The sequence below is a fragment of the Polynucleobacter corsicus genome (assembly GCF_018688255.1).
GTDB lineage: Bacteria > Pseudomonadota > Gammaproteobacteria > Burkholderiales > Burkholderiaceae > Polynucleobacter > Polynucleobacter corsicus.
This window is the reverse complement of sequence record NZ_CP061314.1, coordinates 1498277-1522665: the sequence shown is the minus strand read 5'-3', so window position 1 is coordinate 1522665 and position 24389 is coordinate 1498277. Positions and strand designations below refer to the sequence as shown.

The 24389-nt window shown below is 47.1% G+C and carries 25 protein-coding genes; 11 read left to right on the top strand and 14 right to left on the bottom strand.

Annotated features, from left to right (window positions below):
- Positions 1–18: 18 nt before the first annotated feature.
- The gene (locus C2747_RS07890) at positions 19–1269 is read right to left on the bottom strand and encodes a M48 family metallopeptidase (RefSeq protein ID WP_215331031.1); all 1251 of its coding nucleotides are present in this window, start codon (positions 1267–1269) and stop codon (positions 19–21) included.
- Positions 1270–1284: 15 nt separating this feature from the next.
- Between C2747_RS07890 and orn the strand changes: the two genes are divergently transcribed.
- Positions 1285–1872 (top strand): oligoribonuclease, encoded by a 588-nt coding sequence (gene orn / locus C2747_RS07885; protein WP_215331030.1) that lies wholly within the window; start codon positions 1285–1287, stop codon positions 1870–1872.
- 71 nt (positions 1873–1943) lie between these two features.
- On the opposite strand, the gene mog is transcribed toward orn, so the two are convergent.
- Positions 1944–2567, bottom strand: coding sequence for a molybdopterin adenylyltransferase (gene mog / locus C2747_RS07880; protein WP_215331029.1), 624 nt, complete (start codon positions 2565–2567; stop codon positions 1944–1946).
- A gap of 26 nt (positions 2568–2593) precedes the next feature.
- Between mog and pmbA the strand changes: the two genes are divergently transcribed.
- Both pmbA and C2747_RS07870 read left to right on the top strand, forming a co-directional pair.
- A complete protein-coding gene (gene pmbA / locus C2747_RS07875) occupies positions 2594–3940 on the top strand; it encodes a metalloprotease PmbA (RefSeq protein WP_215331028.1) in 1347 nt (448 codons plus the stop codon).
- 18 nt (positions 3941–3958) lie between these two features.
- Entirely contained in the window at positions 3959–5041 is a 1083-nt protein-coding gene (locus tag C2747_RS07870; RefSeq protein WP_215331027.1) for a TRAP transporter substrate-binding protein, read from the top strand.
- 89 nt (positions 5042–5130) lie between these two features.
- Here the strand turns inward: C2747_RS07870 and C2747_RS07865 are convergent, their stop codons facing one another.
- The 5 genes from C2747_RS07865 to fdxA are packed head-to-tail and all read right to left on the bottom strand — an operon-like array spanning position 5131 to position 9598.
- Positions 5131–6831 carry an amidohydrolase gene (locus C2747_RS07865; protein ID WP_215331026.1) on the bottom strand — a complete coding sequence of 567 codons (1701 nt, stop codon included), beginning with the start codon at positions 6829–6831 and terminating at the stop codon, positions 5131–5133.
- A 54-nt stretch (positions 6832–6885) separates the two neighbouring features.
- Positions 6886–7383, bottom strand: a complete 498-nt coding sequence (locus tag C2747_RS07860) for a dihydrofolate reductase (protein WP_215331025.1) — start codon at positions 7381–7383, stop codon at positions 6886–6888.
- Between the two features lie 13 nt (positions 7384–7396).
- The gene (locus C2747_RS07855) at positions 7397–8191 is read right to left on the bottom strand and encodes a thymidylate synthase (RefSeq protein ID WP_215331024.1); all 795 of its coding nucleotides are present in this window, start codon (positions 8189–8191) and stop codon (positions 7397–7399) included.
- A 38-nt stretch (positions 8192–8229) separates the two neighbouring features.
- On the bottom strand, positions 8230–9273 hold the full coding sequence (locus C2747_RS07850; RefSeq protein WP_215331023.1) for an NAD(P)/FAD-dependent oxidoreductase: 1044 nt from the start codon (positions 9271–9273) through the stop codon (positions 8230–8232).
- A 1-nt stretch (position 9274) separates the two neighbouring features.
- Positions 9275–9598, bottom strand: a complete 324-nt coding sequence (gene fdxA, locus C2747_RS07845) for a ferredoxin FdxA (protein ID WP_215331022.1) — start codon at positions 9596–9598, stop codon at positions 9275–9277.
- Between the two features lie 117 nt (positions 9599–9715).
- Between fdxA and C2747_RS07840 the strand changes: the two genes are divergently transcribed.
- Positions 9716–10729: a 2-hydroxyacid dehydrogenase gene (locus C2747_RS07840; RefSeq protein ID WP_215331021.1), complete on the top strand. Its 1014-nt coding sequence runs from the start codon at positions 9716–9718 to the stop codon at positions 10727–10729.
- 8 nt (positions 10730–10737) lie between these two features.
- On the opposite strand, the gene C2747_RS07835 is transcribed toward C2747_RS07840, so the two are convergent.
- The 5 genes from C2747_RS07835 to C2747_RS07815 form a co-directional block, all read right to left on the bottom strand.
- Positions 10738–11031, bottom strand: coding sequence for a hypothetical protein (locus tag C2747_RS07835; RefSeq protein WP_015421612.1), 294 nt, complete (start codon positions 11029–11031; stop codon positions 10738–10740).
- A gap of 11 nt (positions 11032–11042) precedes the next feature.
- The gene (moeA, locus tag C2747_RS07830) at positions 11043–12353 is read right to left on the bottom strand and encodes a molybdopterin molybdotransferase MoeA (protein WP_433915517.1); all 1311 of its coding nucleotides are present in this window, start codon (positions 12351–12353) and stop codon (positions 11043–11045) included.
- An 8-nt stretch (positions 12354–12361) separates the two neighbouring features.
- Entirely contained in the window at positions 12362–12967 is a 606-nt protein-coding gene (gene mobA, locus C2747_RS07825) for a molybdenum cofactor guanylyltransferase MobA (RefSeq protein WP_215331019.1), read from the bottom strand.
- Complete coding sequence (gene moaA, locus C2747_RS07820; protein ID WP_215331018.1) at positions 12967–14079, bottom strand: GTP 3',8-cyclase MoaA; 1113 nt, start codon at positions 14077–14079, stop codon at positions 12967–12969. Before moaA ends, mobA begins: the two co-directional genes overlap by 1 nt.
- An 82-nt stretch (positions 14080–14161) precedes the next feature.
- Complete coding sequence (locus C2747_RS07815) at positions 14162–16795, bottom strand: Rne/Rng family ribonuclease (RefSeq protein ID WP_215331017.1); 2634 nt, start codon at positions 16793–16795, stop codon at positions 14162–14164.
- A 455-nt stretch (positions 16796–17250) separates the two neighbouring features.
- Between C2747_RS07815 and C2747_RS07810 the strand changes: the two genes are divergently transcribed.
- Genes C2747_RS07810 through C2747_RS07800 form a run of 3 tightly spaced genes read left to right on the top strand, consistent with a single transcriptional unit; the run spans position 17251 to position 19930 of the window.
- Entirely contained in the window at positions 17251–18270 is a 1020-nt protein-coding gene (locus C2747_RS07810; protein WP_215331016.1) for an RluA family pseudouridine synthase, read from the top strand.
- Positions 18263–18949 (top strand): HAD-IIIA family hydrolase, encoded by a 687-nt coding sequence (locus tag C2747_RS07805; RefSeq protein ID WP_215331015.1) that lies wholly within the window; start codon positions 18263–18265, stop codon positions 18947–18949. The genes C2747_RS07810 and C2747_RS07805 overlap by 8 nt, the downstream gene beginning before the upstream one ends.
- Before the next feature lie 21 nt (positions 18950–18970).
- Positions 18971–19930: a S49 family peptidase gene (locus C2747_RS07800; protein WP_215331014.1), complete on the top strand. Its 960-nt coding sequence runs from the start codon at positions 18971–18973 to the stop codon at positions 19928–19930.
- 35 nt (positions 19931–19965) lie between these two features.
- Here the strand turns inward: C2747_RS07800 and C2747_RS07795 are convergent, their stop codons facing one another.
- Both C2747_RS07795 and C2747_RS07790 read right to left on the bottom strand, forming a co-directional pair.
- Positions 19966–20739: an SAM-dependent methyltransferase gene (locus tag C2747_RS07795; protein WP_215331013.1), complete on the bottom strand. Its 774-nt coding sequence runs from the start codon at positions 20737–20739 to the stop codon at positions 19966–19968.
- Positions 20740–20765: 26 nt separating this feature from the next.
- Positions 20766–21389, bottom strand: a complete 624-nt coding sequence (locus C2747_RS07790; protein ID WP_433915493.1) for a Maf family nucleotide pyrophosphatase — start codon at positions 21387–21389, stop codon at positions 20766–20768.
- Between the two features lie 13 nt (positions 21390–21402).
- Here C2747_RS07790 and C2747_RS07785 point away from each other — a divergent pair, with 13 nt between their 5' ends.
- From C2747_RS07785 to C2747_RS07770, 4 genes are all read left to right on the top strand, one after another.
- Positions 21403–21981, top strand: coding sequence for a YceD family protein (locus C2747_RS07785; RefSeq protein ID WP_215331012.1), 579 nt, complete (start codon positions 21403–21405; stop codon positions 21979–21981).
- Between the two features lie 105 nt (positions 21982–22086).
- Positions 22087–22266 (top strand): 50S ribosomal protein L32, encoded by a 180-nt coding sequence (gene rpmF, locus C2747_RS07780; protein WP_011902241.1) that lies wholly within the window; start codon positions 22087–22089, stop codon positions 22264–22266.
- 84 nt (positions 22267–22350) lie between these two features.
- Positions 22351–23367, top strand: coding sequence for a phosphate acyltransferase PlsX (gene plsX, locus C2747_RS07775; RefSeq protein WP_215331011.1), 1017 nt, complete (start codon positions 22351–22353; stop codon positions 23365–23367).
- A complete protein-coding gene (locus C2747_RS07770; protein ID WP_215331010.1) occupies positions 23364–24350 on the top strand; it encodes a beta-ketoacyl-ACP synthase III in 987 nt (328 codons plus the stop codon). Before plsX ends, C2747_RS07770 begins: the two co-directional genes overlap by 4 nt.
- Positions 24351–24389: the final 39 nt, after the last annotated feature.

Sequence of the window (24389 nt, the reverse complement as noted above, 5' to 3'; positions counted from 1 at the left end):
TAAACAATCCTAGATTACTTAGCTAAATCGCTTGAGATTAGCAATGCGCAATGGAGCTGGTGGATGCGAGCTATAAAAAGCGGTATAGATCGGATCTGGAGTTAAGGTCGATGCGTTGTCTTGATAGAGTTTGACTAAAGCGGAGATCAAATCACTCGCAGAAGATTTATTCGCAGCAAAACCATCAGCCTCATATTCATGTTTGCGGGATGCCAAGCTAGACAGGGGTGTTAGGAAGAAACTAAATACTGGTGTAATGAGCATGAAGAGTGCTAAAGCCAAACCACCGTTATAGCCATTGAGATTGGGCATCACACCCAGATCGGTGTAGAACCATGGCTGGGTGCTGATCCATCCCAAGAGTGCAAATGTCAGAAAGCTCACCGCAAAGGACACTAGCAAACGCTTGCGGATATGGTTGCACTTATAGTGACCCAGTTCATGAGCTAGGACAGCCTCGACTTCGCCGGGATTGAGTTTCTCAATCAAGGTATCGAAAAAGACAATACGCTTAGCTTTACCCATGCCTGCAAAAAATGCATTGCCATGAGCGCTACGCTTACTGCCATCCATGACAAACAAACCTTGGCTAGCAAAATCACAGCGGCTTAATAAAGCTTCAATTTGGGTTTTCAGTGGTCCCTCTTCTAGCGCTTCAAACTTATTAAAGATTGGTGCGATAAAGGTCGGAAATATCCACTGCATTAATAGACTAAATACAGTGAGTACGCCCCAAGCCCACAACCACCAAAAGTCACCTGCCTGAGCCATCAGGCTGAGGATGATCCAAAGGAGGGGAACGCCAATTGCGCCACCAACACCTAAGCCCTTGAACATATCGCTAAAAAAGAGCTTGGGGTTCATGCGATTAAAACCAAAGCGCTCTTCTAGGTAAAACTGTTTGTACCAAGAGAAAGGCAGGTCCAGAATTCCGGAGATTAAGACGATGGATATCAGTAGGGCCATTTGCTGAGCAATGCCCTCACCCAATAGCTGCAAAAGGGATAAATTTAAGATCTGTAAACCACCCAAGAGCGTGAAGCCGATCAAGATAATGGCACTGACGCCATTCTCTAAAATACCTAGGCGCAGTTTGGCGATCGTATAGTCGGCAGCCTTTTGATGTTCGGCCAAAGAGATCTGGGATGCAAACTCAGCAGGCACTATATCGCGGTTAATCGCGACGTGCCGAATTTGGCGTTGGGATAACCAGTGGCGTAGACCAAAGCTGGCGATGAAAGCGATTAAAAAAACAATTGTGAATGTCATGAGATGATTATAGATATGAGTGAAAAAACAAGTACTCCAACACCAAAGGCCGCGCCAGCCAATGAGCACCTGATTTGGGTGGATATGGAGATGTCAGGCCTAGATCCTGAAAAAGAGCGCATTTTAGAAATTGCTGTGATCGTGACCGATGCACACCTCAACACCATCGCCACGGCTCCAGTTTGGGTGATCCGTCAGGAAGATGCCTTATTGGATGCGATGGATGCCTGGAATAAGGGCACTCATGGCCGCTCTGGCCTGATTGACAAGGTCAAGGCTTCAACCACAGATGAAGCCACTGCTGAAGCTGAATGCATTGCCTTTTTGAAAAAATATATTAAGCCCGGTATTGCGCCAATGTGTGGCAATACGATTGGTCAGGATCGACGCTTTATGGCGAAGTACATGCCAAAACTAGAGACGTTCTTTCATTATCGAAATATTGACGTTTCAACACTCAAGGAACTCTGTAAGCGTTGGCACCCTGAGTTGGTAAAGGGCTTCACCAAAAAGCAGGCGCATACCGCCTTGGCCGATATTGAGGAATCTATTGAAGAGCTCAAGTACTACCGGGAAAAGTTCATCGTGCCTTTGCCGGAATAAACTTCAGCATCCATAACAAGAAAAAGGTTCAGCGATGAACCCTTTTTAATTGCCAGAACGATGACTCACCTTTATTTTTTGATGGCGCTCTTAGGCCTAAAGGCTTTGACGATGGTTTCATCGGTCTCGATGTAGGGGCCACCAATCAGGTCGATGCAATAAGGCACGGCAGCAAAGATACCTGGAACAATAGATTTGCCCTCGGCATCCTTCAAGCCTTCAAGAGTTTCTTTGATAGATTTGGGCTGACCTGGCAAATTAATGATGAGGGTGGCATGCCCCTCGATTTCTCGTAAAACTGCGGTCTGGCGTGACAAGATTGCCGTAGGTACAAAGCGCAGGCTAATTTGGCGCATTTGCTCGCCAAATCCGGGCATTTCCCGGGTTCCAGCGTCAATTGTGGCCTCTGGGGTGACGTCTCTGCGTGAAGGGCCTGTACCGCCTGTAGTGAGGACCAAATCACAGCCGAGATCGTCAGAGAGCTCCACGATCGTTTCGGTGATGATCTCCCGCTCATCTGCAATCAGGCGCTCGTGAAACACGCAGGGACCGCTGATGGCGGTTTGTAGCCACATTTGTAGGGCAGGGATGCCCTCGTCGGTGTAAACGCCCTTACTGGCTCTATCGGAGATCGATATGAGGCCGATTTTGATTTCGTTTGGGGAGGATCTTTTCCAGGCTTCGGTATGCTTCATGTTTCTATTCTAGCTATTATTAGGGCATGTTTACACACTCATCAAATCAGTTTCAAGAAATCATCGATTTCATGCTCACAGAAGCCAAAAGACGTGGCGCCTCAGATGCCGTTGCTGAAGTTTCTGAAGGTCAGGGTCTCTCGGTTACCGTTCGCAAAGGCGAGGTCGAGACGATTGAGCAAAGCCTAGACAAGCAGGTTGGCGTAACAGTATTTTTAGGTCATCGCCGAGGTAATGCCAGCACTAGTGATTTCTCCAAGGATTCTTTGAAGGCAACGGTTGAGGCTGCATACCATATTGCTCAACATACAGCGGAAGATCTGTGTGCCGGTCCTGCTGAAAAAGAGTTGCTCGAAAAACATCCGCTCGATCTCGATTTATTTCATCCATGGGACTTAGACTCAGCAACAGCAATTGATATTGCACGCGCTGCTGAAGGTGCTGCCTTTGCAGTCAGTAAGCAAATTAAAAATAGCGATGGTGCTTCAGTATCGGCACATCACGCACATTTTATGATGGGAACCAGTCACGGATTTATGGGCGGCTACCCATTCTCACGCCACTATATTTCTTGTGCACCAATTGCAAATGAGGGCGGTAAGAAATCGCTCATGCAGCGAGATGATTGGTATTCCAGCTCGCGCATTCCAGGGGAGTTGGCTGATCCAGTTGCCATTGGTAAATACGCAGCAGAGCGTGCACTCTCCCGTCTTAAGGCAAGATCGCTCAGTACTCGCCGTTGCCCAGTGATTTTCGAGGCCCCCTTAGCAGCAGGCCTACTGGGCGGGTTAGTGCAAGCAGTATCTGGTGGCGCTTTATATCGCCGCTCCAGTTTTCTATTGGATAGCTTGGGTAAGCAAGTGCTACCAAAGCACATTAGCGTCTTTGAAAACCCCCACCTCAAGGCAATGACAGGAAGCGTGCCTTTTGATGAGGAAGGCGTGAAGACCTCGGCGCGAACCGTGGTTGAAAAAGGGATTTTGCAAGGTTATTTCCTGTCTACTTATTCCGCGAGAAAGCTTGGAATGAAGACCACTGGCAATGCAGGCGGCTCTCATCATCTGACATTACAAAGTCGTAAGACGCCAAAGGGTGGATTACCCGCACTCCTTAAAGAGATGGGCACAGGTTTACTGGTTACCGAACTCATGGGGCAGGGCGTGAACTATGTCACTGGTGATTACTCGCGCGGTGCCTTTGGTTACTGGGTAGAAAACGGTGAGATTCAATATCCGGTTGAGGGCATTACGATTGCCAGTAACCTGCGTGATATGTTGATGGATATTCAGATGATTGGTAGTGACACACTGATTCGGGGTACCAAGGAAATCGGTTCCATCCTGATTGGATCAATGACGGTTGGTGGAAAATAAAATTCAGAGGAGAAAATAATGCAAAGACGTTCCTTTTTAAAGAAAGCCACTATCGGTGCAGGCGCAGCAGCATTGGCAGCACCATCAATTGCTCAGAGTTTGCCAACCTTAAATTGGCGTTTGGTCTCCAGCTTTCCTAAATCTTTAGATACTTTATTTGGCACTCCAGAAGTCTTTGCTAATGCCTTGCGTAAGGCAACTGATGGTAAGTTCAATGTCAAAGTATTTGCCGCTGGTGAGGTAGTTCCAGCCCTGCAAGTATTGGATGCCGTTCAAAACGGCACAGTGGAGTGTGGCCATACCGCCAGCTATTACTACTTAGGTAAGAACAGCGCATTTATTTTTGATACGGCAGCACCTTTTGGTATGACAGCGCGCCAGCAAACTGCCTGGATGTTACATGGCAACGGCATGAAGCTAATGCGTGAGCTTTACGCTAGTTATAACATCGTTAATTTCTTAGGCGGACAAACGGGTACTCAAATGGGCGGCTGGTTTCGTAAAGAAATTAAATCTCCAGAAGATCTCAAGGGACTCAAATTCCGTATCGCTGGTTTTGCAGGGCAAGTGCTGGCGAAGTTAGGTGTAGTGCCACAACAGTTACCCGCTGGTGAAATTTACTCAGCACTAGAAAAAGGCACGATCGATGCCGCTGAATTTGTTGGCCCCTATGATGATGAGAAGTTGGGTTTAGCTAAGGTTGCGAAAAACTATTACTACCCTGCATTTTGGGAGGGCGCGGCTGGACTTTCATTCTTAGTGAATAAGAAGCAGTGGGATTCATTACCACCCTCATATCAAGCGGCATGGGAGGCGGCTTGCTTTGAGGCGCATACCGATATGTGTGCCAAGTACGATGCCTTAAATCCACCAGCATTACAGCGCCTCATTCAGAATGGCGCGGTCTTGCGTAAGTTCAATACCTCTGTAATGGATGCCTGCTTTAAGGCAAGCCAAGAAACTTATGCCGAAGAGTCCGCTAAGAATCCCCAATTTAAGAAAATTTTCGAAGACTATCGCGTGTTCAGGAACATGGAAGCGCAGTGGTTCAATGTGGCAGAGCAGGCATTCGCTCAATATAGCTTTGCTAAGAAGCTTTAAGGTCTAAGCTATGAGTGCAAAACTTTAGCTGCAGATAAAGAAAAACTACCCTTGGGTGGTTTTTCTTATAAGGGGAGATGCAAAAATATTTACTGCTTCTTAAATACCTGTTTTCCATTAACCCAGGTTTCATTCACTTCAATATCTCTAATTTTATAGGCATCCGTTTTCATCGGATTCTGACTCACAATAGCGAAGTCAGCATATTTGCCTTCTTGAATCGATCCAATCTTGTCATCCATTTTTAGTTGGTAGGCAGCGTCAATCGTGATGGCTTTTAGAGCATTATTGATGGAAATCTTCTGGCTTGGATTCAGTACCTTTTGGGGTGAGACTTGCCATAAGCGAGCAGCACCTTCGGAGGCGTACTTGAGCGGATGAATCGGTGAGACCGGGGAGTCGCTATGGTATGCAAAACGCATACCTTTTTTTATCAAACTTGCACTAGGATCAATTCGATCCGCTCTTTCGGCTCCCAAGAGGTGATCATGAAATGCCTCGCCCCAATAGTCGGTGTGCCCAATGGTAAAGCCAGGAACAACTCCAAGCTTTGCTGCTTTAGCAATCTGCGCTTCAGTTGCTACAGTGAAGTGCTCAATTCTTAATCTTTTTTTAGCATCAGCTGGTTTTGTAACCAACTTCGCAAAAACATTCAGAGTCTGCTCAATTGACCTGTCACCATTTGAGTGAACAGAAAGTTGCCAACCCTCATCAAATCTTGGCTTGGCAAGGTCGTATAGCTCTTGCTCAGTAAAGTTGAGAGTGCCTATATTGCTTGTCCCAGATGGATAGTCATATGGCTTACTCATCGCACCAGTCAGTCCTTGATTGGAGCCATCAGCCACAATTTTGACGCCGATTAATTTAAAGGTGTCATCACCTTGCCCTGGCTTGTACTTATTGTTCGTGGTTGGGTATGCATTTGAATACATATAGCCCCTTACCCGAACTGGAAGCTTGCCGCTTTGGGTCATTGCATTAAACAAGGCGTATTCCTTATCAACGCCAAGGTACCCACCAACAGTGATTTCTGCTGAAGTGGTGACACCCTTGCTCACCAGTCTCTGACCAACCTTGGCAACAGCTTGTTCAACTACCTCTTGAGTAGGTGGCGGCATCTTATCGAGGAATAAATAAAAAGCAGGTGATTCATACACCACACCAGTTAAGCGCCCCTTACTATCCTTCAGTAACTTACCGCCCTTGGGGTCTGGGCTGGAATCAGTTAATCCCGCCATTTCTAGTGCCTTGTGATTCACGTAAGCGATATGCATACTTTGATTCATCACAAAGATGGGCTTAGTTGTCGATACCTTGTCCAAAATGTCTGCAGTTAACTCAGACATAAATGGTTCTGTTCTGGATGGGTCAACGCCAAAGGCATTAATCCACTCACCATCTTTAAAGTTTTTACTATAGGCAGTTAGCTTCGCTACCAGGCTATCTAAGGTGTCATGGGGCATCGTGAAGTTGGAGAGATTGAGGAAGATCTCTTCTGAAAATGCGGTGCCTATAATGTGTACGTGTGGCTCAACTAAACCGGGCATTAAGGTCTGACCATTCAAGTTAACTAGCTTTGTTTCTGGTCCTTGCAGAGTCTTGAGCTTAGCCAGAGAGCCAACCTTGATGATTTTTCCACCTTGAACCGCTATAGCCTCTGCAGTAGCTTGTGATTTATTCATCGTGACAATATCGCCACCATAAAAAATCATGTCCACCTCGCTTTTCGCAAAAATAAAAGTGCATTGGGATATCAGTAGGACAGAAAGTAGTTTTGATGAAAATTTCATGGGTACTTCCTTTTAAAAGCTGACTAAAGACAGGCGTCAGGTTAGGCGGTATTTTTATTTGCGTTCAAGCGTAATGAAATTAAATGTAATGTCACCTTCAGATGCTGGAGTACGTTCCACTTCTTTCCAATCGGATGGATCGGGAACTTCAAAGAAAGTATCGCCACCGTCAACATCGATATCAATTTCAGTAATGAAAAGGCGATCTGCTTTGGGGAAAGCTTGAGTAAAGAGTTGCTCCCCACCAATCACAAATACCCGGGGGAATTCACTTAAAGTAGCAAGTGCTGCATCTAGGGAGTTAACCACCTCCGCACCAGTCAACTGGAGACCAGCATTGCGACTCACCACAATATTGCGACGTCCCGGAAGAGGGCGACCAATCGACTCCCAAGTCTTGCGACCCATGATGACGGGGTGACCCATCGTTACCTTTTTGAAAAATTGCAGATCAGCAGAAATCTTCCAAGGCATTTGATTGTCTTTGCCAATCACATGGTTACGTGAGCGGGCAACAATCATGGAGATGGCGGGGTGCTTATTTACGGTCATAAGATCTAATTTCTTAAACAGCTACAGGAGCTTTAATGGCGGGATGGGATTCATAACCAGCGATTTCAAAATCTTCGAATTCGTAATCAAAGATGGAGTTAGGCTTGCGTAAAATGTTGAGCTTAGGCAGCGGGAAGAAATCTCTTGAGAGTTGAAGATCAACTTGCTCTAAATGGTTGCTATAGAGATGGCAGTCGCCACCAGTCCACACAAAATCGCCCACCTCTAAATTGCACTGCTGCGCCATCATGTGAGTCAGTAAGGCATAGCTAGCAATATTGAAGGGCACACCTAAGAAGATATCCGCACTGCGTTGATAGAGTTGGCAAGAAAGCTTGCCATCGGCAACATAAAACTGAAAGAATGCGTGGCAAGGTGCCAAAGCCATGCGAGGAATATCAGCCACGTTCCACGCTGAAACAATAATACGGCGAGAGTCTGGATTCTTCTTCAGGGTCTCGACAACTTCGGCGATCTGGTCAATATGTTCGCCATTAGGTGCAGGCCACGAGCGCCACTGATAACCGTAAATTGGACCTAGATCACCATCTGGTGCTGCCCATTCATTCCAAATGGAAACGCCGCGCTCTTTGAGCCAATTGTTATCGGTGCTACCTTTAAGGAACCAGAGCAATTCTAGGATGATGGATTTGAGATGGAGCTTTTTAGTAGTCACCATCGGAAAGCCCTCAGCCAGATTAAAGCGCATCTGGTGGCCAAAGATAGAGATAGTTCCAGTCCCGGTTCTATCGGATTTTTGGACGCCCTTTTCGAGGACTTCCTTCATGAGATTGTGATATTGACGCATAGGTTTACTCAGTCAAATAATTCAGTGATATTAAGAGCTTACTCGAATGTCGATGGGCTTACCCCAAGCACTTTATGAAGCTTTGGGGAGGTGGTGGTGTATTGGAGTTGAATCTGCTTTTCAGGGGCCAGATAGGCGGCTGCAGCAAAGGCTGCTAAGGCTGCCTCATGAAAGCCCGACAAAATCAGCTTTTTCTTACCTGGGTAGATGTTGATATCCCCCACAGCGTAGATGCCAGGAGTACTGGTCTGAAAACAGGCGGTATCCACAGTAACTTGCTTGCGATCGATATCTAAGCCCCAGTCAGCAATTGGGCCTAATTTAGGAGAAAGGCCATAAAACAATAGGAGTACATCTAAGGCAATGCTTTGAACTTCGCCATCAATGTTGGTGACGGCAATTTCAGTCAGTTTGTCATCGGAGGATTCAATGCCAGTAATTTGCCCAATAATGAGTTGCATCTTGCCAGCAGTACAAAGAGCGCGCATCTTGGCAACGGATTGAGGCGCTGCTTTGAATTCATCTCGGCGATGTATGAGTGTCACACTGGCTGCTTGATCTGCAAAATGCAATGCCCAGTCTAAGGCAGAGTCTCCGCCACCACAAATCACCATGCGCTTACCTGCAAATTGCTCAGGATTCCTGACGCGATAGAAAACTTGTTTATCGACAAAAGCCTCGATGCCATCTAGATTGAGTGTGCGTGGCTGAAATGCACCAACGCCAGCAGCAACAAAAATCGCTTTGCTCAAAAATTGCTGGTCTTGGGATGTGCGAATCAGAAAGCGACCATCAGCCTGTTTCTCAAGGGTAGAGACCTCTTGATTTAAGTGAAACTGTGGCTTGAATGGTTCAATTTGTTTTAGAAGGTTGCCAACGAGCTCACGACCAGTACAAACCGGAATTGCTGGAATGTCATAGATCGGTTTATCTGGATAGAGCTCGGTGCATTGACCGCCTACCTCAGGCAATGAGTCAATGACGTGCGCTTTAATTTCTAAGAGTCCAAGTTCGAAGACTTGGAAGAGCCCCACCGGACCGGCGCCAATAATGACTGCATCGGTTTCAATGGGGGGGTGCAATTTACTTTACCAGCTGATCAATTTTGTTTTTAACGTCTTTCCACTCATCCGCATCTGGAAGGGCTGATTTGGATTTGGTGATAGATGTCCATCCTGCGGAAAGATCTGCATTTAATTTAATAAAAGACTGTTGATCTCCTGGTACATCATCTTCCGCATAAATCGCATTGACTGGGCACTCTGGTACGCAGACTGCGCAGTCGATACATTCATCTGGATCAATCACTAAAAAGTTAGGACCTTCGCGAAAACAATCGACTGGGCAGACATCAACGCAATCAGTGTATTTGCAGCGAATACAAGCTTCGGTAACAACGTAAGTCATGATGGTTTGCAGTTAAGGAGCCCAGGTTATGGACTGCCAAGTTATAAAAGCCCATTTTAGCTGAATCAGCTATTTTTTCAGGCGAAAGCCTTAATTTACTTGAGGTAAAGTCACGCTATGAACACTCTAGCAAATACTTCCAAAGATACCCAAAAATCCAAAATTTTGGTCGCAAGGGCCATTTTTCCTGAAGCGCTAGCCAAATTAGAGGAGTCCTATGAGGTTCGCTCTAACCAGTCTGACAAAATATTGACCCCAGAAGAGTTGCAAAAAGCACTTTCGGAAGTCCAGGGCGCCCTAGTGGCGGGAAGTGAGCGAATTGACGCTTCCGCTTTAGCTCAAGCCAAAAATTTAAAGGTAGTAGCCAATATTTCTGTTGGCTATAACAATTTTGATATCCCATCCATTACTGCTGCTGGGGTCATGGCTACAAATACCCCTGACGTTCTTACGGATACAACGGCTGATTTTGGCTTTGCCTTGTTAATGGCAACTGCTAGGCGTATTACAGAATCCGAGCATTGGGTACGAGCAGGTAAGTGGGATCAATGGTCGATTGTGAATAACCCATTAGGCATGGATTTGCACCACAGTACGGTCGGCATTATCGGTATGGGCCGCATTGGCCAAGGCATTGCAAAACGTGCACTAGGTTTTGGTATGAAAGTGATTTATCACAACCGCAGTCGCTTATCTTCCGAAGATGAACAAGCTTGTAAAGCAAGCTATGTTTCCAAAGAAGAATTACTGCGTACTGCCGACCATGTGGTGTTGGTGCTGCCTTATACAACTCAAAATCATCACACGATTGGCGCTCCAGAAATTGCGCTGATGAAACCCACTGCAACCCTGATTAATATAGCCCGTGGCGGTATTGTGGACGATGTGGCTTTAGCAAAAGCATTGCAGAGTGGCAAGATCTTTGCAGCGGGCTTAGATGTTTTTGAAGGTGAGCCTCAGGTACATCCCGAGTTACTCAAGTGCAGCAATATTGTGTTGGCCCCGCACATTGCTAGCGCTACAGAAAAAACACGCAGAGCGATGGTAGATTTAGCGGTAGAGAATTTGCGAGCAGCGCTTGATGGAAATAAACCACCAAGCTTAATCAATACAGAAGTATTTACAGCCTAGCTGAAAACTTAATCTGCTTCAATTTCTTCTGGGAGCTCGCGAAGAGCAAGTTCGATGCCGCCAAACTTACCTGCTACCCAGTTGTAGACCTTACAAGCAATCCACAGCAAAGCAAAACCAAGTAGGGCATTCAGAATCAGTGCAGAGAGAACGGTAAATCCAGGGATGGCGCCGTCACGAATGAAGGCTACAAACAAGGCTAACAACACAATCGGCACAGAGAAGCAGAGATAAACCAAAACCAGAGTTTTGGCGGTATGCATTGGGTCTACGAAGGCAATTTCTTTTTTGGTCAGTTTCATGAGGTGCAATCTTAAAGCAGTCCGTCGAAAAGCGCTACATCTACCCAGTCACCAGTCGCCACATTCCCTTGGTCGTGAGACAGGATGACAAAGCAATTTGCCTCGCTCATCGATCGTAAAATTCCAGCACCTTGGCTACCAGTAAGCTTTACCGTCGGCTTCCCATCGGGACCGCGACCCATAATGGCGCGCTGAAATTCTGTCCTACCTGGCTTTTTCCGAATCGGTGCCTCGGCAATTGCTTGGGTCATGAGCTGCTCAGTCTGGCTTGCACCGTTGAGTTGCAATAAAGCGGAGCGAACAAATTGATAGAAGGTCACCATGACAGCTACTGGATTGCCAGGCAGGCCAAAAAAGAGGGTCTTGCGGCTAGAGCCATTAACAGGCTTGAGCATTCCAAAGGCCATGGGTCGACCTGGGCGCATGGCAATTTTCCAAAAGCCTACATCACCCAGTTCTTGCATGATTTGCTTGGTAAAGTCCGCCTCACCAACGGAGACTCCGCCAGAAGAGATCAGAACATCTGCTTTAGAGGCTGCATCTACGAAGGCGGCTTTCAGCGAGACAGGATCATCACGCACAATGCCGCAATCAATAATTTCTATATTGAGTCGATTGAGAAGTCCAGTCAGGCTATAGCGATTACTGTCATAAATACTGCCCGCATCAAGAGCTTGTCCTAGAGTACGCAATTCATCTCCAGAGGAGAGAATGGCCACCTTGAGTTTGTGATGCACTTTGAGGCTGGCGATGCCCAAGGACGCAGCTAGGCCAAGGTCGGAGGGTCGCAATAAGCGACCAGCAGCAATAGCAGCTTTACCGCTTTGCAAATCTTCACCTCGTAAGCGGCGATTGTCACCACGCTTCACTTGGTTTTGTTTAAAGCCTAAAGTTGACTCACTTGCGGATTCGGTAAATTCTTGAGGAATGACGGTATCGCAGCCCTTGGGCATGACGGCGCCAGTCATGATCTTGAGGCATTCGCCTGGGCCAACAGCGCCTTCATAAGGTTTGCCAGCATAGGCTGTGCCAATGATCTTCAGGGTGACTATTGCCTCACTATTTCCCAGGCAATCCCCATGAAATGCAAAGCCATCCATGGCGGAGTTATCAGCAGCAGGGACATCTATTGGAGAAAGCAAGTCTTCCGCCAAAATGCGATTAATCGCTTGATCCAAAGTGACTAACTCAATATCGCTCGCATTGTTCAGCTTGCGAGACTCTAGAAGTAATTCGTTGACTAAGCCTGAGATAGCCTTACGTGCTTCATCTACATGGAGTGAGGCAGTCAAGAGGATGGGGCTGTTTGGGGAGTGCTTGATTAAATCGGTCATGACGATACTTTTTCTAAGGCAGCTAATTCTTCCGGTGTGTTGACATTGGCGAATGCTTGAGCATTTTCAAATATGACAGTAGCAGAGCGCAATTCTTTAAACCAGCGATCAATCTTTAAATCCCCTTTACTTAGAAAGGCATTTAAAGAATCCTGTAAATCACTTTTCATTAAACAGAAAACTGGTTGCGACCAAGCCTTGCCGTCACCCTCTTTTGAAGAAGCAAAGACAAGCTCCAAATTATTATTTTCCAATTGGTGCGCCATCTTTTCGGCAAGATCGGTTGGCAATAAAGGGGAGTCACAAGGCGACGTGAGCAAGTAGGGCGTTTTGCAATGCCTCAGTCCAACTGAGAAGCCAGCCAATGGGCCAGAAAAATCCGGAGTTTCATCCATGAGTACTGGATAGCCATAGTGGGAATACTTTGTAATGCTACGGTTAGCATTAATCAGGATAGTGCTCACTTGAGGTTTGAGTCGGCTGATAGCCGATTCAATCAGGGGCTTGCCATGAAAGGGGATTAGACCTTTATCAATACCACCCATTCTTTGGGCGCGGCCCCCTGCCAAAATCAGTCCAGTAATGTCTTCTGAGGTAATCATTAGCCGCCGATGTAAGACATCTCTACTTTGCGAGCGGATTTTGATCCGGCAGTATTGGATCCCCGAATTTCTGAGTAGTGATCATTTCGTCCAGACCATGTTGACATGATGGCATTGGCAATCTCTAAATCACTTCTACCGGAACGCAGTAGCGTTTTGAAATCAAAGCCTTCATTTGCGAATAAGCAAAGATAAAGCTGACCATCCGTAGAGATACGAGCGCGCGTGCACTCGTGACAAAAAGTTTGTGTGACGCTAGAAATAAAGCCAATTTCACCGGAGCCATCAAGATAGCGCCAGCGCTGAGCTACTTCACCAGGATAGTTAGCCTCAATAGCTTCTATCGGAAGGACGGCATTAATATGATTAGCAACTTCTTGTGAGGGGAGTACTTGGGACATATCCCAGCCGTTAGAGCTTCCCACATCCATAAACTCAATAAAGCGCAGTGTTACACCGCTACCTTTGAAGTGCTTGGCCATGCCAATAATCTCTTGATCGTTTGTGCCCTTCTTAACCACCATGTTGACTTTGAGATTGGAAAAGCCCGCTTCTTGAGCTGCAGCAATTCCATCAAGCACATCCGTAACTGGAAAGTCGACATCATTCATTTTTTTGAAGACATCATCATTTAGGCCATCCAGGCTGATGGTGAGGCGATGCAAACCTGCAGCTTTTAATGCAGCTGCTTTCTTGCGCAAAATACTGCCATTCGTAGTTAAGGTGAGATCAAGCGGCCGACCTGACGTGGTGCGAATCTTGGCCAGCATCTCAATCAACACTTCGAGATTTTTGCGCAACAAAGGTTCACCACCAGTAAGGCGAATTTTTTCTACACCTAGCGAAGCAAAGATAGTTGTTAACCGGGTGATCTCTTCAAAGCTCAGTAATTCATTATGAGAGAGGTAGGGGTAGTCTTTATCGAAGATTTCCTTAGGCATGCAGTAGGTGCAGCGGAAATTACAGCGATCAGTGACGGAGATACGTAAATCACGTAGCTGGCGTACGCGGGTATCTTTGGTCGAAGCATTCGCAGCCAAAAGCTGTCCTGGTATGGACGGCGTCAGGCCTTTACCTTCATCTAAACGTATAGGGATTACTTTTTCAACCATGCATAATTATGGCTGTGAAACCGTGTTTCTGCCAAACTGCCAAATATCCTTGTGGGATAAATAGCAGTCTGGAGAAACTGGATTAAACCGTTTTTTCTTGGCCGCCGGTTTCAACTAAAACCATTGGACCATTTTGCAAACTAACGGGTGCTTTAGGAGTTCTGCCTGTTGGCAAAATTTCTGGCTCTGCTTGGATTTGCGATTGCGCTTCTTGATGCTTGCCAGAATCTGTTGCTACCCAGACCATGCCAGCAGACTGAACTACGCTATGCAATGGGGTCTCTTCAAGTGCCTGAAAGGCAACCTTAGGGAGCTCAGGCATCGGTTTAGCGATCACTTCAATTGCTGGGACTGCAGCTACTGGAGTAGATACTGGAGCAGCATTATCAGTGTGATTGCTTTGACGTGGTGCACGTTGCTCTCTTGGTTCTCTAGGCGCACGTGGTGCCCGCTCTTTCACTTCCTTAGAAGCTACAGGTGCAGTCGTATGGCCAAAGCTTTGGGCAATATTCTGAATCGGCATTGAAGCAGAAGCTCCCGCCATTCCTACTGGTGGGCCTGAGAATGAAGTCGCTACTGCAACAACAGAAGCAATTGCTGCATCACCAGTAGACTCAGTGCGCTCGCCACGTTGACCACGACCACGACCACGACGGTTGCGACCACGACCACGACGCTCTTCACCATCTGCATTTGGAGCTGCATCAGTTCCAGGAGCAGCTTCAGTAGCTGGAGTTACCGCAGCTTGATTCTCTGGTTTTGGATTGTTCTGGTTGCGGTTATTGCCATTGCGGTTACGACCATCTTGACGAGCTCTACCTGAACCTGCTTCGCGTGGCGCATTTGCACCTTCAGTGCTTGCTGCACCCTCAGCTGGACGCTCAGCGCGATCGTTGCGCTCGCCACGACGACCGCGATTGCGGTTATTGCCGTTACGATTATTTTGATTGCGACCACGTGGTGCGCTAGGTGCGGGTTGTGCTTCTGGTTTAGGCGCTGAGGAGAATAGGCCCTTAATGAATCCGAAGAATCTACCAGTGCTAGCTGTTTCTGCAGATGCTTTTTCAGTACGTGCAGGACGTGGCTGACTTACTGGCGCTGGTGCATTTGGTGTAATACCTTTGACAGCAGCTTCTGGGCGAACTTTAACGTCAGCATCTTTACGGCTTACCGCGGTATCCGTTTCGAGTTCACGCGCAGCTTCTTCTGCCATCACGTAACTGGCCTTTTGATCATCAAGACGTGGATCATCGTGACGTAAACGCTCAAGCTTGTAATGTGGTGTTTCTAAATGCTTATTCGGAACCATCAAGACATTCACTTTGAAGCGTGACTCGATCTTAATGACTTCAGCGCGCTTCTCATTGAGCAAGAATGCAGCCACTTCGACTGGAACTTGCGTATGAATAGCAGCAGTATTCTCTTTCATTGCCTCTTCTTGAATGATGCGCAAGACTTGCAATGCAGACGATTCGGTATCACGGATGTGACCAGTACCATTACAACGTGGGCAGGTTACATGACTACCTTCAGAGAGAGCAGGGCGTAAGCGCTGACGGGACATTTCCATCAAACCAAACTTGGAGATCTTGCCCATTTGAACGCGAGCACGGTCATGACGCAAAGCATCGCGAAGGCGATTCTCAACATCTTTCTGCGCTTTGCTTGATTCCATATCAATGAAGTCGATCACGATCAAACCACCCAAGTCACGTAAACGTGCTTGACGAGCGATTTCATCGGCAGCTTCTAAGTTGGTACGAGTAGCAGTTTCTTCAATATCAGAGCCACGGGTTGCACGTGCGGAGTTGACGTCAACTGAAACTAAAGCTTCAGTATGGTCAATCACAATCGCGCCGCCTGAAGGTAATGGCACGGTACGTGAGTATGCAGTTTCAATTTGATGCTCAATTTGGAAGCGCGAGAACAATGGAACATCATCCTGGTAACGCTTTACTCTTGGCAGGTTATCTGGCATCACTACCGACATAAATGCCGCAGCTTGCTCGTAGATGTCATCCGTATCGATGAGGATCTCACCAATATCTGGTTGGAAGTAATCACGAATTGCACGAATCACTAAGCTCGATTCGAGATAGATCAATAGTGGGGCTGAATTACCTTTAGCAGCTTCGTCAATCGCTGTCCATAACTGCATGAGATAACTTAAATCCCATTGCAATTCAGTAGCGTCACGGCCAATACCAGCCGTACGAGCAATGATGCTCATGCCATCGGGTACTTCTAATTGAGACATCGCCTCACGGAGTTCTTGACGGTCTTCGCCTTCAATACGGCGAGAAACACCGCCTCCACGTGGGTTGTTTGGCATCAATACTAAATAGCGTCCTGCTAAGGAGACGAAAGAAGTCAGGGCAGCGCCTTTTTGGCCACGCTCTTCTTTTTCTACCTGAACAATAATTTCTTGGCCTTCGCGCAAAGCATCTTTAATGGAGGCATTACGAACGTCAATACCTTCTTTAAAGTAGGTACGCGCCACTTCTTTAAATGGCAGGAAGCCATGGCGTTCTTCACCGTAATTTACAAAGCACGCTTCGAGCGAAGGCTCAATGCGAGTGATAACACCTTTGTAAATATTGCCTTTGCGTTGTTCACGACCGGCAGCTTCGATATCAATATCGATGAGTTTTTGACCATCGACGATGGCAACTCGCAACTCTTCTTGTTGAGTTGCATTAAATAACATGCGTTTCATAACACTCTCCTATTGGGAGTGCGTCGCTGCGCGCTGCGTTAGGGACAAGTTAGATACCGCTTGGGGCAGAGCCCATTGGCGGCTTTGGAGTGTGGATCAAGCAAATCCGGGCATTTCTTGCCCGGTACACCATGTTCAATTAAACCGGTGCCACACTTGACGATCGCCGCAGAGACCTCCTTTAGGTCATCAATGCAGGCGCGCGCCTGAAAACTGTCTTCTAATCGCGGGTCGCGGCATACGGCACACCAACCCTGCGCCTCATTACAACGGGGGAGGGGCAACCCCGGGAGTCTATTAAGGGCGACTCCAAGCTCCACGATCCAAACCTGAATCAGGCTAGTCTCGGGCCAATAAATTGGCTAGAGCGTTGATTATACGGCACAAGTTGAAGGACAATGGGGTATTGTTAAGTCCCTTGTCGACCCCCGTCGGGGTGGCAAGAGAGATAAATCATGAAATCCGAACCCATTTCCAAGCCTTTACAGGTCAAAACCACAGCTCCAGCCGCTGTTCACCTCCAGACTATTGGTCCAGAGGAGGCTGGTCAGCGCCTAGATAACTATCTACTACGTTGGGCAAAAGGGGTTCCTAAAAGCCACGTTTATCGGATTATTCGCTCCGGCGAGGTTCGGGTAAATAAGAAAAGGGCTGAGCCGACTACGCGCTTAATTGAGGGGGATGTCATTAGAGTCCCGCCAGTTCGTCTTGCTGAGCCTGCCCAAATGGCGGCCGTCAATACCGCTCAAACCAAGTCCCGGGCGCAGGGGTATTCCGACAAAATGCCTATTTTGTTCGAGGATGAAGCTCTATTAATAGTAAATAAACCAGCAGGTTTAGCGGTTCATGGAGGTTCAGGGATCGCCCTAGGCGTGATTGAGACCCTGCGCATTACCCGCCCCGAACTCAAATTCTTGGAATTGGTTCACCGTTTGGATCGAGATACATCAGGCGTGTTGCTGTTGGCTAAAAAGCGTAGCGCTTTGGTGGAGCTACATCGACAGATTCGCGAAGGGCAAACGGACAAGCGTTATTACTTGCTGGCCCATGGGGAAATTGCTCAGGGCGCAGGCACGGTGCAATTGAAGTTTGCATTACATAAATACCTATTAGCCAATGGCGAGCGTCGCGTTCGTGTTGACCCGGGTGGTCTGCCAAGCCATACCGCTTTGCGTGTTACTAAGGTAATGAAACGTGGGGAAGTGGCGATTACTCTGGCTGAAGCCCAATTAAAAACTGGGCGTACTCACCAAATTCGAGTCCACTTACAAAAACTAGGCCACTCGATTTTGGGTGATGATAAATATGGCTTTGAAGATCAGGACAAGATTGTGAAATCCAAACGCCTGTATTTGCACGCCCATTTAGCCGGCTTTACTCATCCGCGTACTGGCGAGAAAATGCGTATCGAATCACCACTACCCCCTGAATTTGCAGCAATGATGAAAACTTTTGAAGCGCCCAACAATGCCTGAAGAACAAAAACCCGATAGACGTTACGACCTGATCGTATGGGACTGGGATGGAACCATCATGGATTCCACACCGACAATCGTCGACTGTATTCAGCAAGCTTGCCGTGATTTGGGTTTTAAAGAGCCTGATGACACTTTAGCCAGCTCGGTCATTGGTTTAGGTATTCAGGATTCACTGAGAAGAGCGGTGCCTTGGATTGAGCCAGCCCATTTCCCTAATTTAACGGAGCGCTTTCGATTCCACTATCTGGCCAAAGATCACGAGCTCGATTTATTTCCGGGTATTCGTGAATTACTCCAAAGTCTGCGCGAGGATGGTTATTTATTAGGTGTTGCCACTGGCAAATCTCGCGTTGGATTGGATCGATCTTTAAAGCATCATCAGCTAGAACAGATGTTTCATGAAACCCGTACTGCAGACCAATCTTTCTCGAAGCCTCATCCCGGAATGCTCTTAGAGCTCTCAGATGTGATGCAAGTGCCAATGCGCCGCATGCTGATGATTGGGGATACCACCCATGATTTAGATATGGCAGCCAATGCAGGTGTGGATGCGGTAGCGGTAACGTATGGCGCGCATCCTCCGAGCACTTTAAAAGAAGCGCCATCACTGACGCACGTGGATGATGTCGCGCAGCTAGCAACTTGGCTCAGTCAGAATCTCACTGTTAAAAACTAGTTAATAAAAAGGATTAAAAAGATGGATCAAAATCAATCTGAGAACGCGAATCAAAATTGGGAGCGTCAAGCACTCGAGCATTTACTACTAGAGAATTTAAAAGAGACTCGTAAGACGCGTCGCTGGAAAGCAGTGTTTCGTGTTCTCACCCTCCTGGTCTTTGTTGGCGTAATACTGGCGGTATTTGATTTTCATCTTCCAGGGCGCGGCATGGGCATGGAGAAGCACACTGCCTTAGTCACGCTAGAGGGGGAGATTTCTTCAAGCTCGATGGCCAATGCTTTGGATATTAATTCCTCGCTTACTGCTGCTTTTGAGAATGAAAACAGTGCAGGCGTAGTCTTGCGCATCAATAGCCCTGGCGGCTCCCCAGTTCAGGCTGGCATGATGAATGATGAAATTCATCGCTTACGTAAACTCTATCCAGGTAAACCGTTTTATGTTGTAGTGGAAGATATCTGCGCTTCAGGTGGTTACTACGTCGCTGTTGCAGGCGACCAAATTTTGGTCGATAAGGCGAGTTTAGTTGGATCTATTGGCGTGATCATGGAAGGCTTTGGTTTTACTGGCCTGATGGATAAGTTAGGTGTGACTCGTCGCATGATTACTGCCGGCTCAAATAAAGGCATGATGGATCCATTCTCTAAAGAAAATCCACAGCAAGTAGAAATGATTAAAACAATGATTGATGAGATTCATCAACAATTTATTGCGGTGGTCAAAGCGGGTCGTGGCGATCGTCTAAAAGAAACTCCAGAGATGTTCACGGGCCGCGTTTGGAATGGCGAGCAAGCAATCAAAATTGGCTTAGTCGATGGTTATGGAACAGTAGAGACTGTGGCACGCGATATCTTCAAAGCGCCAGACATTTTGGACTACACCATGAAAGAGAATTTCGCAGAACGTGTTGCTAAACGTTTCGGTGCTGAAGTTGGCGCTGCAGCAGGTAAGGCTTTAATTAAGACCCCTGATCTAAAGTAAAAAACAATAGATCAGCAAGGTAGCAAATAAAACACCTAGGCCAGCAATAGAAATACTGCTGGCCTGTTTTGTAATGAAGCACAAGCAGCCTCATTAGGGAAGCGCTTACGCCAATCTGCAATTGATAGAGTAGTGATCATCTCCGTTGGTAGACTCAGATCCATTCCCATGCAAAGCATCGATTGCGGAGATAGCGCATTAAGGCATGCCATCAACATTGCAGTATTGCGATACGGTGTCTCAATCCAAATTTGCGTCTGCTGTAATTTCCTAGATTCCACTTCCAACTGTTTCAGTCGTGCAATACGATCTTGGGCGTCATGTGGAACATAACCCTGAAACGCAAAGCGTTGACCATTTAAACCACTGGCCATCAGGCCCAGCAGAATAGAGCTTGGACCAACCAAAGGTTTCACTTTGGCACCCAGCTTATGCGCTGCCAGTACGAGCTCTGCACCAGGGTCTGCCACCCCCGGAACACCAGCTTCTGACATGAGGCCCATGTCTTTTCCGGCAATGAGGGGCTTGAGTAAATCCATCGGCTTGACAGCGTCACCATACTTAGCATTGCGTGCAACACCACGCCACTCACTCATTTGCATTTCTTGAATAGTGCAGGCTAAGGGCGAAACACTATCGACTGCTTTTAAAAAAGCACGCGCAGTTTTTGCATCCTCCACAATCCAGTGGGTGAGCTTGGCAGTTTGGGTAATGGTTTCGTTTGGCAAAACCCAAGGCAATTGCTCCACGCGATCATCGTCACCCAAAGTGTTGGGAATTAAAAAGAGGGTGCCTGGTGTTGAACTCATTATTTAATTCTTCTCATTCGATTAATTTATTTTTTATTGGGAATGACAAAGCCAGCATCACGCAATAAGCCACTTAGTGCAATTAATGGTAAGCCAATTAATGCAGTGGGATCATCGCTCTTGATGGATTCCAGGAGTGAGATTCCTAAGCCTTCAGACTTAGCGCTGCCTGCGCAGTCATAGGGCTCTTCGGCATGGAGGTAGGCCTCCAAAACATCATCAGCAAGTTTGCGGAAAGTCACTTCCGTAGGAACATTGATCGTTGTTTCCTCATGGCCGTGCATGAGACACAGTGCTGTTTGAAAAGTCACAGTGGCACCACGCATGAGTTGAAGTTGCGCCATGGCGCGCTCAAAGTTTCCTGGCTTACCAATAGCAGCTCCACAAAGGTCGGCCACTTGATCTGAGCCAATCACCCAAGCTTCTGGATGATCTTTGGCAACTGCCGCAGCTTTTGCTTTAGCTAAGCGCAAGGCTAAATTCACAGTGTCTTCTCCTGGGAGAGGGGTTTCATCTACTTGGGGGGAGATGATGTCAAAGGGGATGCGCAGGCGCTCTAAGAGCTCCCGACGGTAGACCGAGGTAGATGCCAGAATTAGTTTTTTTGCAGAATTACTCATCGCTACTTGTACTTTCGCTAAAGCCTTCATTTAGACTGATGTCATGAATCGTAATCAAGTTTTACCTCAAGTTGAGCTATCCGCTGATCCTAAGGCTTTGAGCCGGATCGACTTTTGCGCCCCTCAGTCCTATCAAGGCTCTGGTTTTTTGGAGATTTCAGCCCTGCCTAGGCTGACTGAAGAGGCCTCTAGCATTGAGCCGGGCGATGGTTTTCATTGGGAATTAAAGACCCATTTTGCAGATTCTCCTGGTTCTGAGCCCCGGCAAATTCTGAAATTGGCCGTAAAAGGCCGTATTCACCTAGTTTGTCAGAGCTGTTTGCAGGATTGCGGCCTAGATTTGGCTCAAGAGAGTCGATTTGTCATGGTGGCCACCGAGGATGAGGCTGACGCCTTTCCGATGGAGGATGATCAACAGGAGCCTTTGGTGGCAAGTCAGCACTTTGACCTCCTTGGCTTAATAGAGGATGAAATCCTCCTTTCCATGCCCTTAATTCCAAAGCATCCAGAGGGCGCTTGCCAGCCCCATGCCTCTTCATTTAGCGAGGGCGGTGAAGCTTCAGATACCCCTGAAAAGCCTCAGAATCCCTTTAACATATTGAAAAATATGAAGAAAAATTGATTTAGCCCCGCTCCTTGGAGGCGGGTTTTCAAATCTGCTTTATCAGGTAATCAGGCATTTATCTCAATTTACATGCTAGAATATTGCCTTGCTTAGGAGTTCAATATGGCCGTCCAACAGAATAAAAAATCCCCATCCAAACGTGGCATGCACCGTGCACACGACTTTTTGACCGCACCTGCTACGGCTGTTGAAGCCACAACTGGTGAGGCACATTTGCGCCACCACATTTCACCAAACGGCTACTACCGTGGTCGTAAAGTTGTTAAAACAAAAAACGACTAATTCTTTAGTCTGAAAGACAGAAGCGGCTCCAATAAAAGCCGCTTTTTTCTTTGAAAAAAACCACTTGCGGTAATACCTGATTTTATGAGCGTCACACTTGCTATCGATGCCATGGGCGGAGATCACGGGATAGTCGTTACTGTTCCCGCTTGTTGCGATTTTCTCGAAAAACATGCTGATGTGAAGATCGTTTTAGTTGGCAATTCGGAGGCACTCGAGCAAGCCTTGAGTCAATTCCCTAAAGCGCTAATGGAGCGCATTCAAATTATTTCCGCTAGTGAAGTCGTTTTGATGGATGACCCCATTGAGGTGGCATTGCGTCGTAAAAAAGATTCCTCTATGCGAGTTGCCATCGAGCAGGTTAAAGAAGGCCTGGCTGACGCGATTATTTCCTCTGGCAATACTGGCGCCTTGATGGCCATCTCTCGCTATATTCTCAAAACCTTGGATGGTGTTGATCGTCCCGCAATTGCTACTGCAATCCCGAATGAAAAAGGGCGCGGTACCACGATGTTGGATCTTGGCGCTAACGCAGATTGCGAGCCTATGCATTTGGTGCAATTTGCGCAAATGGCAAACGTCATGGTTCAAGTGGTCGACGGCACACAAAATCCTTCCATCGGTCTACTGAATATTGGTGAAGAAGTAATCAAAGGTAATGAAGTGGTGAAGCAGACTAGTGAGTTGCTGCGCCAAACAAACCTCAACTTTTATGGCAACGTAGAAGGTAATGATATTTTTAAAGGCACTACGGATATCGTGGTGTGTGATGGTTTTGTGGGCAACGTTGTCCTTAAGGCAAGCGAAGGCTTGGCAAAGATGATGAGCGGCCTAATTAAACAAGAATTCAATCACTCATGGCTGACTAAACTCATGGCGATCTGTGCCATGGTGCCCTTATTACGTGTTCGCAAGCGTGTAGATCATCGCCGCTACAACGGGGCGGTATTATTAGGTTTACGTGGTTGCGTGATTAAGAGCCACGGTTCAGCAGATCGTTTTGCATTTGGTTTTGCGCTCGAGCGCGCATATGAAGCAGCAAAAAATCGCATGGTAGAGCGGATCGCTCAAGCTTTTGCGGCGGAGACAAAGCAATCATGAGTACTTATTCACGAATAGCTGGGACTGGAAGTTATCTTCCGGAGCAGCGTTTGAGCAATCAAGACTTAGTTGAGCGTTTAGCGAAGATTGGTCTTGAAACTAGTGATGAATGGATTGTGACTAGAAGTGGAATTTCTGCTCGGCACTTTGCTGCAGAAAATCAACTCACGAGTGACCTGGCAGTCAAGGCGGCTCAAGCAGCATTAGAGGCGGCTGGCTGCACCTCTGAAGATCTTGATTTGATTATTTTGGCAACATCGACACCAGATCATTTGGGTGGTTTCCCAAGCACGGCTTGCGTAGTGCAAGACAAGCTGGGTGCCCATACCAATTGCGCAGCATTTGATGTCCAGGCGGTCTGTGCTGGCTTTACTTATGCCCTTGCAATTGCAGATGCATTTATTCGTACGGGCACCTATAAAAAAGTATTGGTTCTTGGCGCAGAAACTTTTTCCCGCATTTTAGATTTTCAAGATCGCACTACCTCTGTTTTATTTGGTGATGGTGCTGGGGCGGTGGTTCTCGAAGCTTCGAAAGAGCCAGGTATTTTGGCAACAGCCTTGCATGCAGATGGTAGTCAACGCAATATTCTTTGTGTGCCAGGGCGTGCTAAGCAGGGTGGCGTTGAGGGAACTGCCTACTTAACCATGGATGGTCCTGCGGTATTTAAGTTAGCCGTTAAAGTACTTGAACAAGTTGCTCATGAGGCTTTAGAAAAAGCCAATCTCAAACCAGAGCAAATTGATTGGTTGGTGCCGCACCAAGCCAATATTCGCATCATGGAGAGCACAGCTCGCAAGATGGGTATGTCAATGGATAAGGTCATTGTGACCGTCCATGAACATGGCAATACCTCTGCTGCGTCTATTCCGCTTGCGCTTGATGTCGGCGTGCGTTCTGGTCAAATTCAACGTGGTCAATATCTCTTGCTAGAGGGTGTGGGCGGTGGCTTTGCTTGGGGCGCGGCAGTAATAAAGTACTAAAGCGAAGTACTAAAGCAAAGTACCCAAGCAAAAATATAT

Bases quoted from the DNA above. Each gene is read 5' to 3' on its own strand.
- C2747_RS07860 (WP_215331025.1), bottom strand. From the start codon at position 7,383: ATGACCGTAAATAAGCACCCCGCCATCTCCATGATTGTTGCCCGCTCA.
- C2747_RS07870 (WP_215331027.1), top strand. From the start codon at position 3,959: ATGCAAAGACGTTCCTTTTTAAAGAAAGCCACTATCGGTGCAGGCGCA.
- fdxA (WP_215331022.1), bottom strand. From the start codon at position 9,598: ATGACTTACGTTGTTACCGAAGCTTGTATTCGCTGCAAATACACTGAT.
- C2747_RS07805 (WP_215331015.1), top strand. From the start codon at position 18,263: ATGCCTGAAGAACAAAAACCCGATAGACGTTACGACCTGATCGTATGG.
- C2747_RS07835 (WP_015421612.1), bottom strand. From the start codon at position 11,031: ATGAAACTGACCAAAAAAGAAATTGCCTTCGTAGACCCAATGCATACC.
- mog (WP_215331029.1), bottom strand. From the start codon at position 2,567: ATGAAGCATACCGAAGCCTGGAAAAGATCCTCCCCAAACGAAATCAAA.
- C2747_RS07840 (WP_215331021.1), top strand. From the start codon at position 9,716: ATGAACACTCTAGCAAATACTTCCAAAGATACCCAAAAATCCAAAATT.
- C2747_RS07815 (WP_215331017.1), bottom strand. From the start codon at position 16,795: ATGAAACGCATGTTATTTAATGCAACTCAACAAGAAGAGTTGCGAGTT.
- C2747_RS07890 (WP_215331031.1), bottom strand. From the start codon at position 1,269: ATGACATTCACAATTGTTTTTTTAATCGCTTTCATCGCCAGCTTTGGT.
- C2747_RS07800 (WP_215331014.1), top strand. From the start codon at position 18,971: ATGGATCAAAATCAATCTGAGAACGCGAATCAAAATTGGGAGCGTCAA.
- C2747_RS07855 (WP_215331024.1), bottom strand. From the start codon at position 8,191: ATGCGTCAATATCACAATCTCATGAAGGAAGTCCTCGAAAAGGGCGTC.
- pmbA (WP_215331028.1), top strand. From the start codon at position 2,594: ATGTTTACACACTCATCAAATCAGTTTCAAGAAATCATCGATTTCATG.
- orn (WP_215331030.1), top strand. From the start codon at position 1,285: ATGAGTGAAAAAACAAGTACTCCAACACCAAAGGCCGCGCCAGCCAAT.
- C2747_RS07770 (WP_215331010.1), top strand. From the start codon at position 23,364: ATGAGTACTTATTCACGAATAGCTGGGACTGGAAGTTATCTTCCGGAG.
- C2747_RS07785 (WP_215331012.1), top strand. From the start codon at position 21,403: ATGAATCGTAATCAAGTTTTACCTCAAGTTGAGCTATCCGCTGATCCT.
- C2747_RS07795 (WP_215331013.1), bottom strand. From the start codon at position 20,739: ATGAGTTCAACACCAGGCACCCTCTTTTTAATTCCCAACACTTTGGGT.
- C2747_RS07790 (WP_433915493.1), bottom strand. From the start codon at position 21,389: ATGAAGGCTTTAGCGAAAGTACAAGTAGCGATGAGTAATTCTGCAAAA.
- C2747_RS07810 (WP_215331016.1), top strand. From the start codon at position 17,251: ATGAAATCCGAACCCATTTCCAAGCCTTTACAGGTCAAAACCACAGCT.
- mobA (WP_215331019.1), bottom strand. From the start codon at position 12,967: ATGATTACCTCAGAAGACATTACTGGACTGATTTTGGCAGGGGGCCGC.
- rpmF (WP_011902241.1), top strand. From the start codon at position 22,087: ATGGCCGTCCAACAGAATAAAAAATCCCCATCCAAACGTGGCATGCAC.
- plsX (WP_215331011.1), top strand. From the start codon at position 22,351: ATGAGCGTCACACTTGCTATCGATGCCATGGGCGGAGATCACGGGATA.
- C2747_RS07865 (WP_215331026.1), bottom strand. From the start codon at position 6,831: ATGAAATTTTCATCAAAACTACTTTCTGTCCTACTGATATCCCAATGC.
- moaA (WP_215331018.1), bottom strand. From the start codon at position 14,079: ATGGTTGAAAAAGTAATCCCTATACGTTTAGATGAAGGTAAAGGCCTG.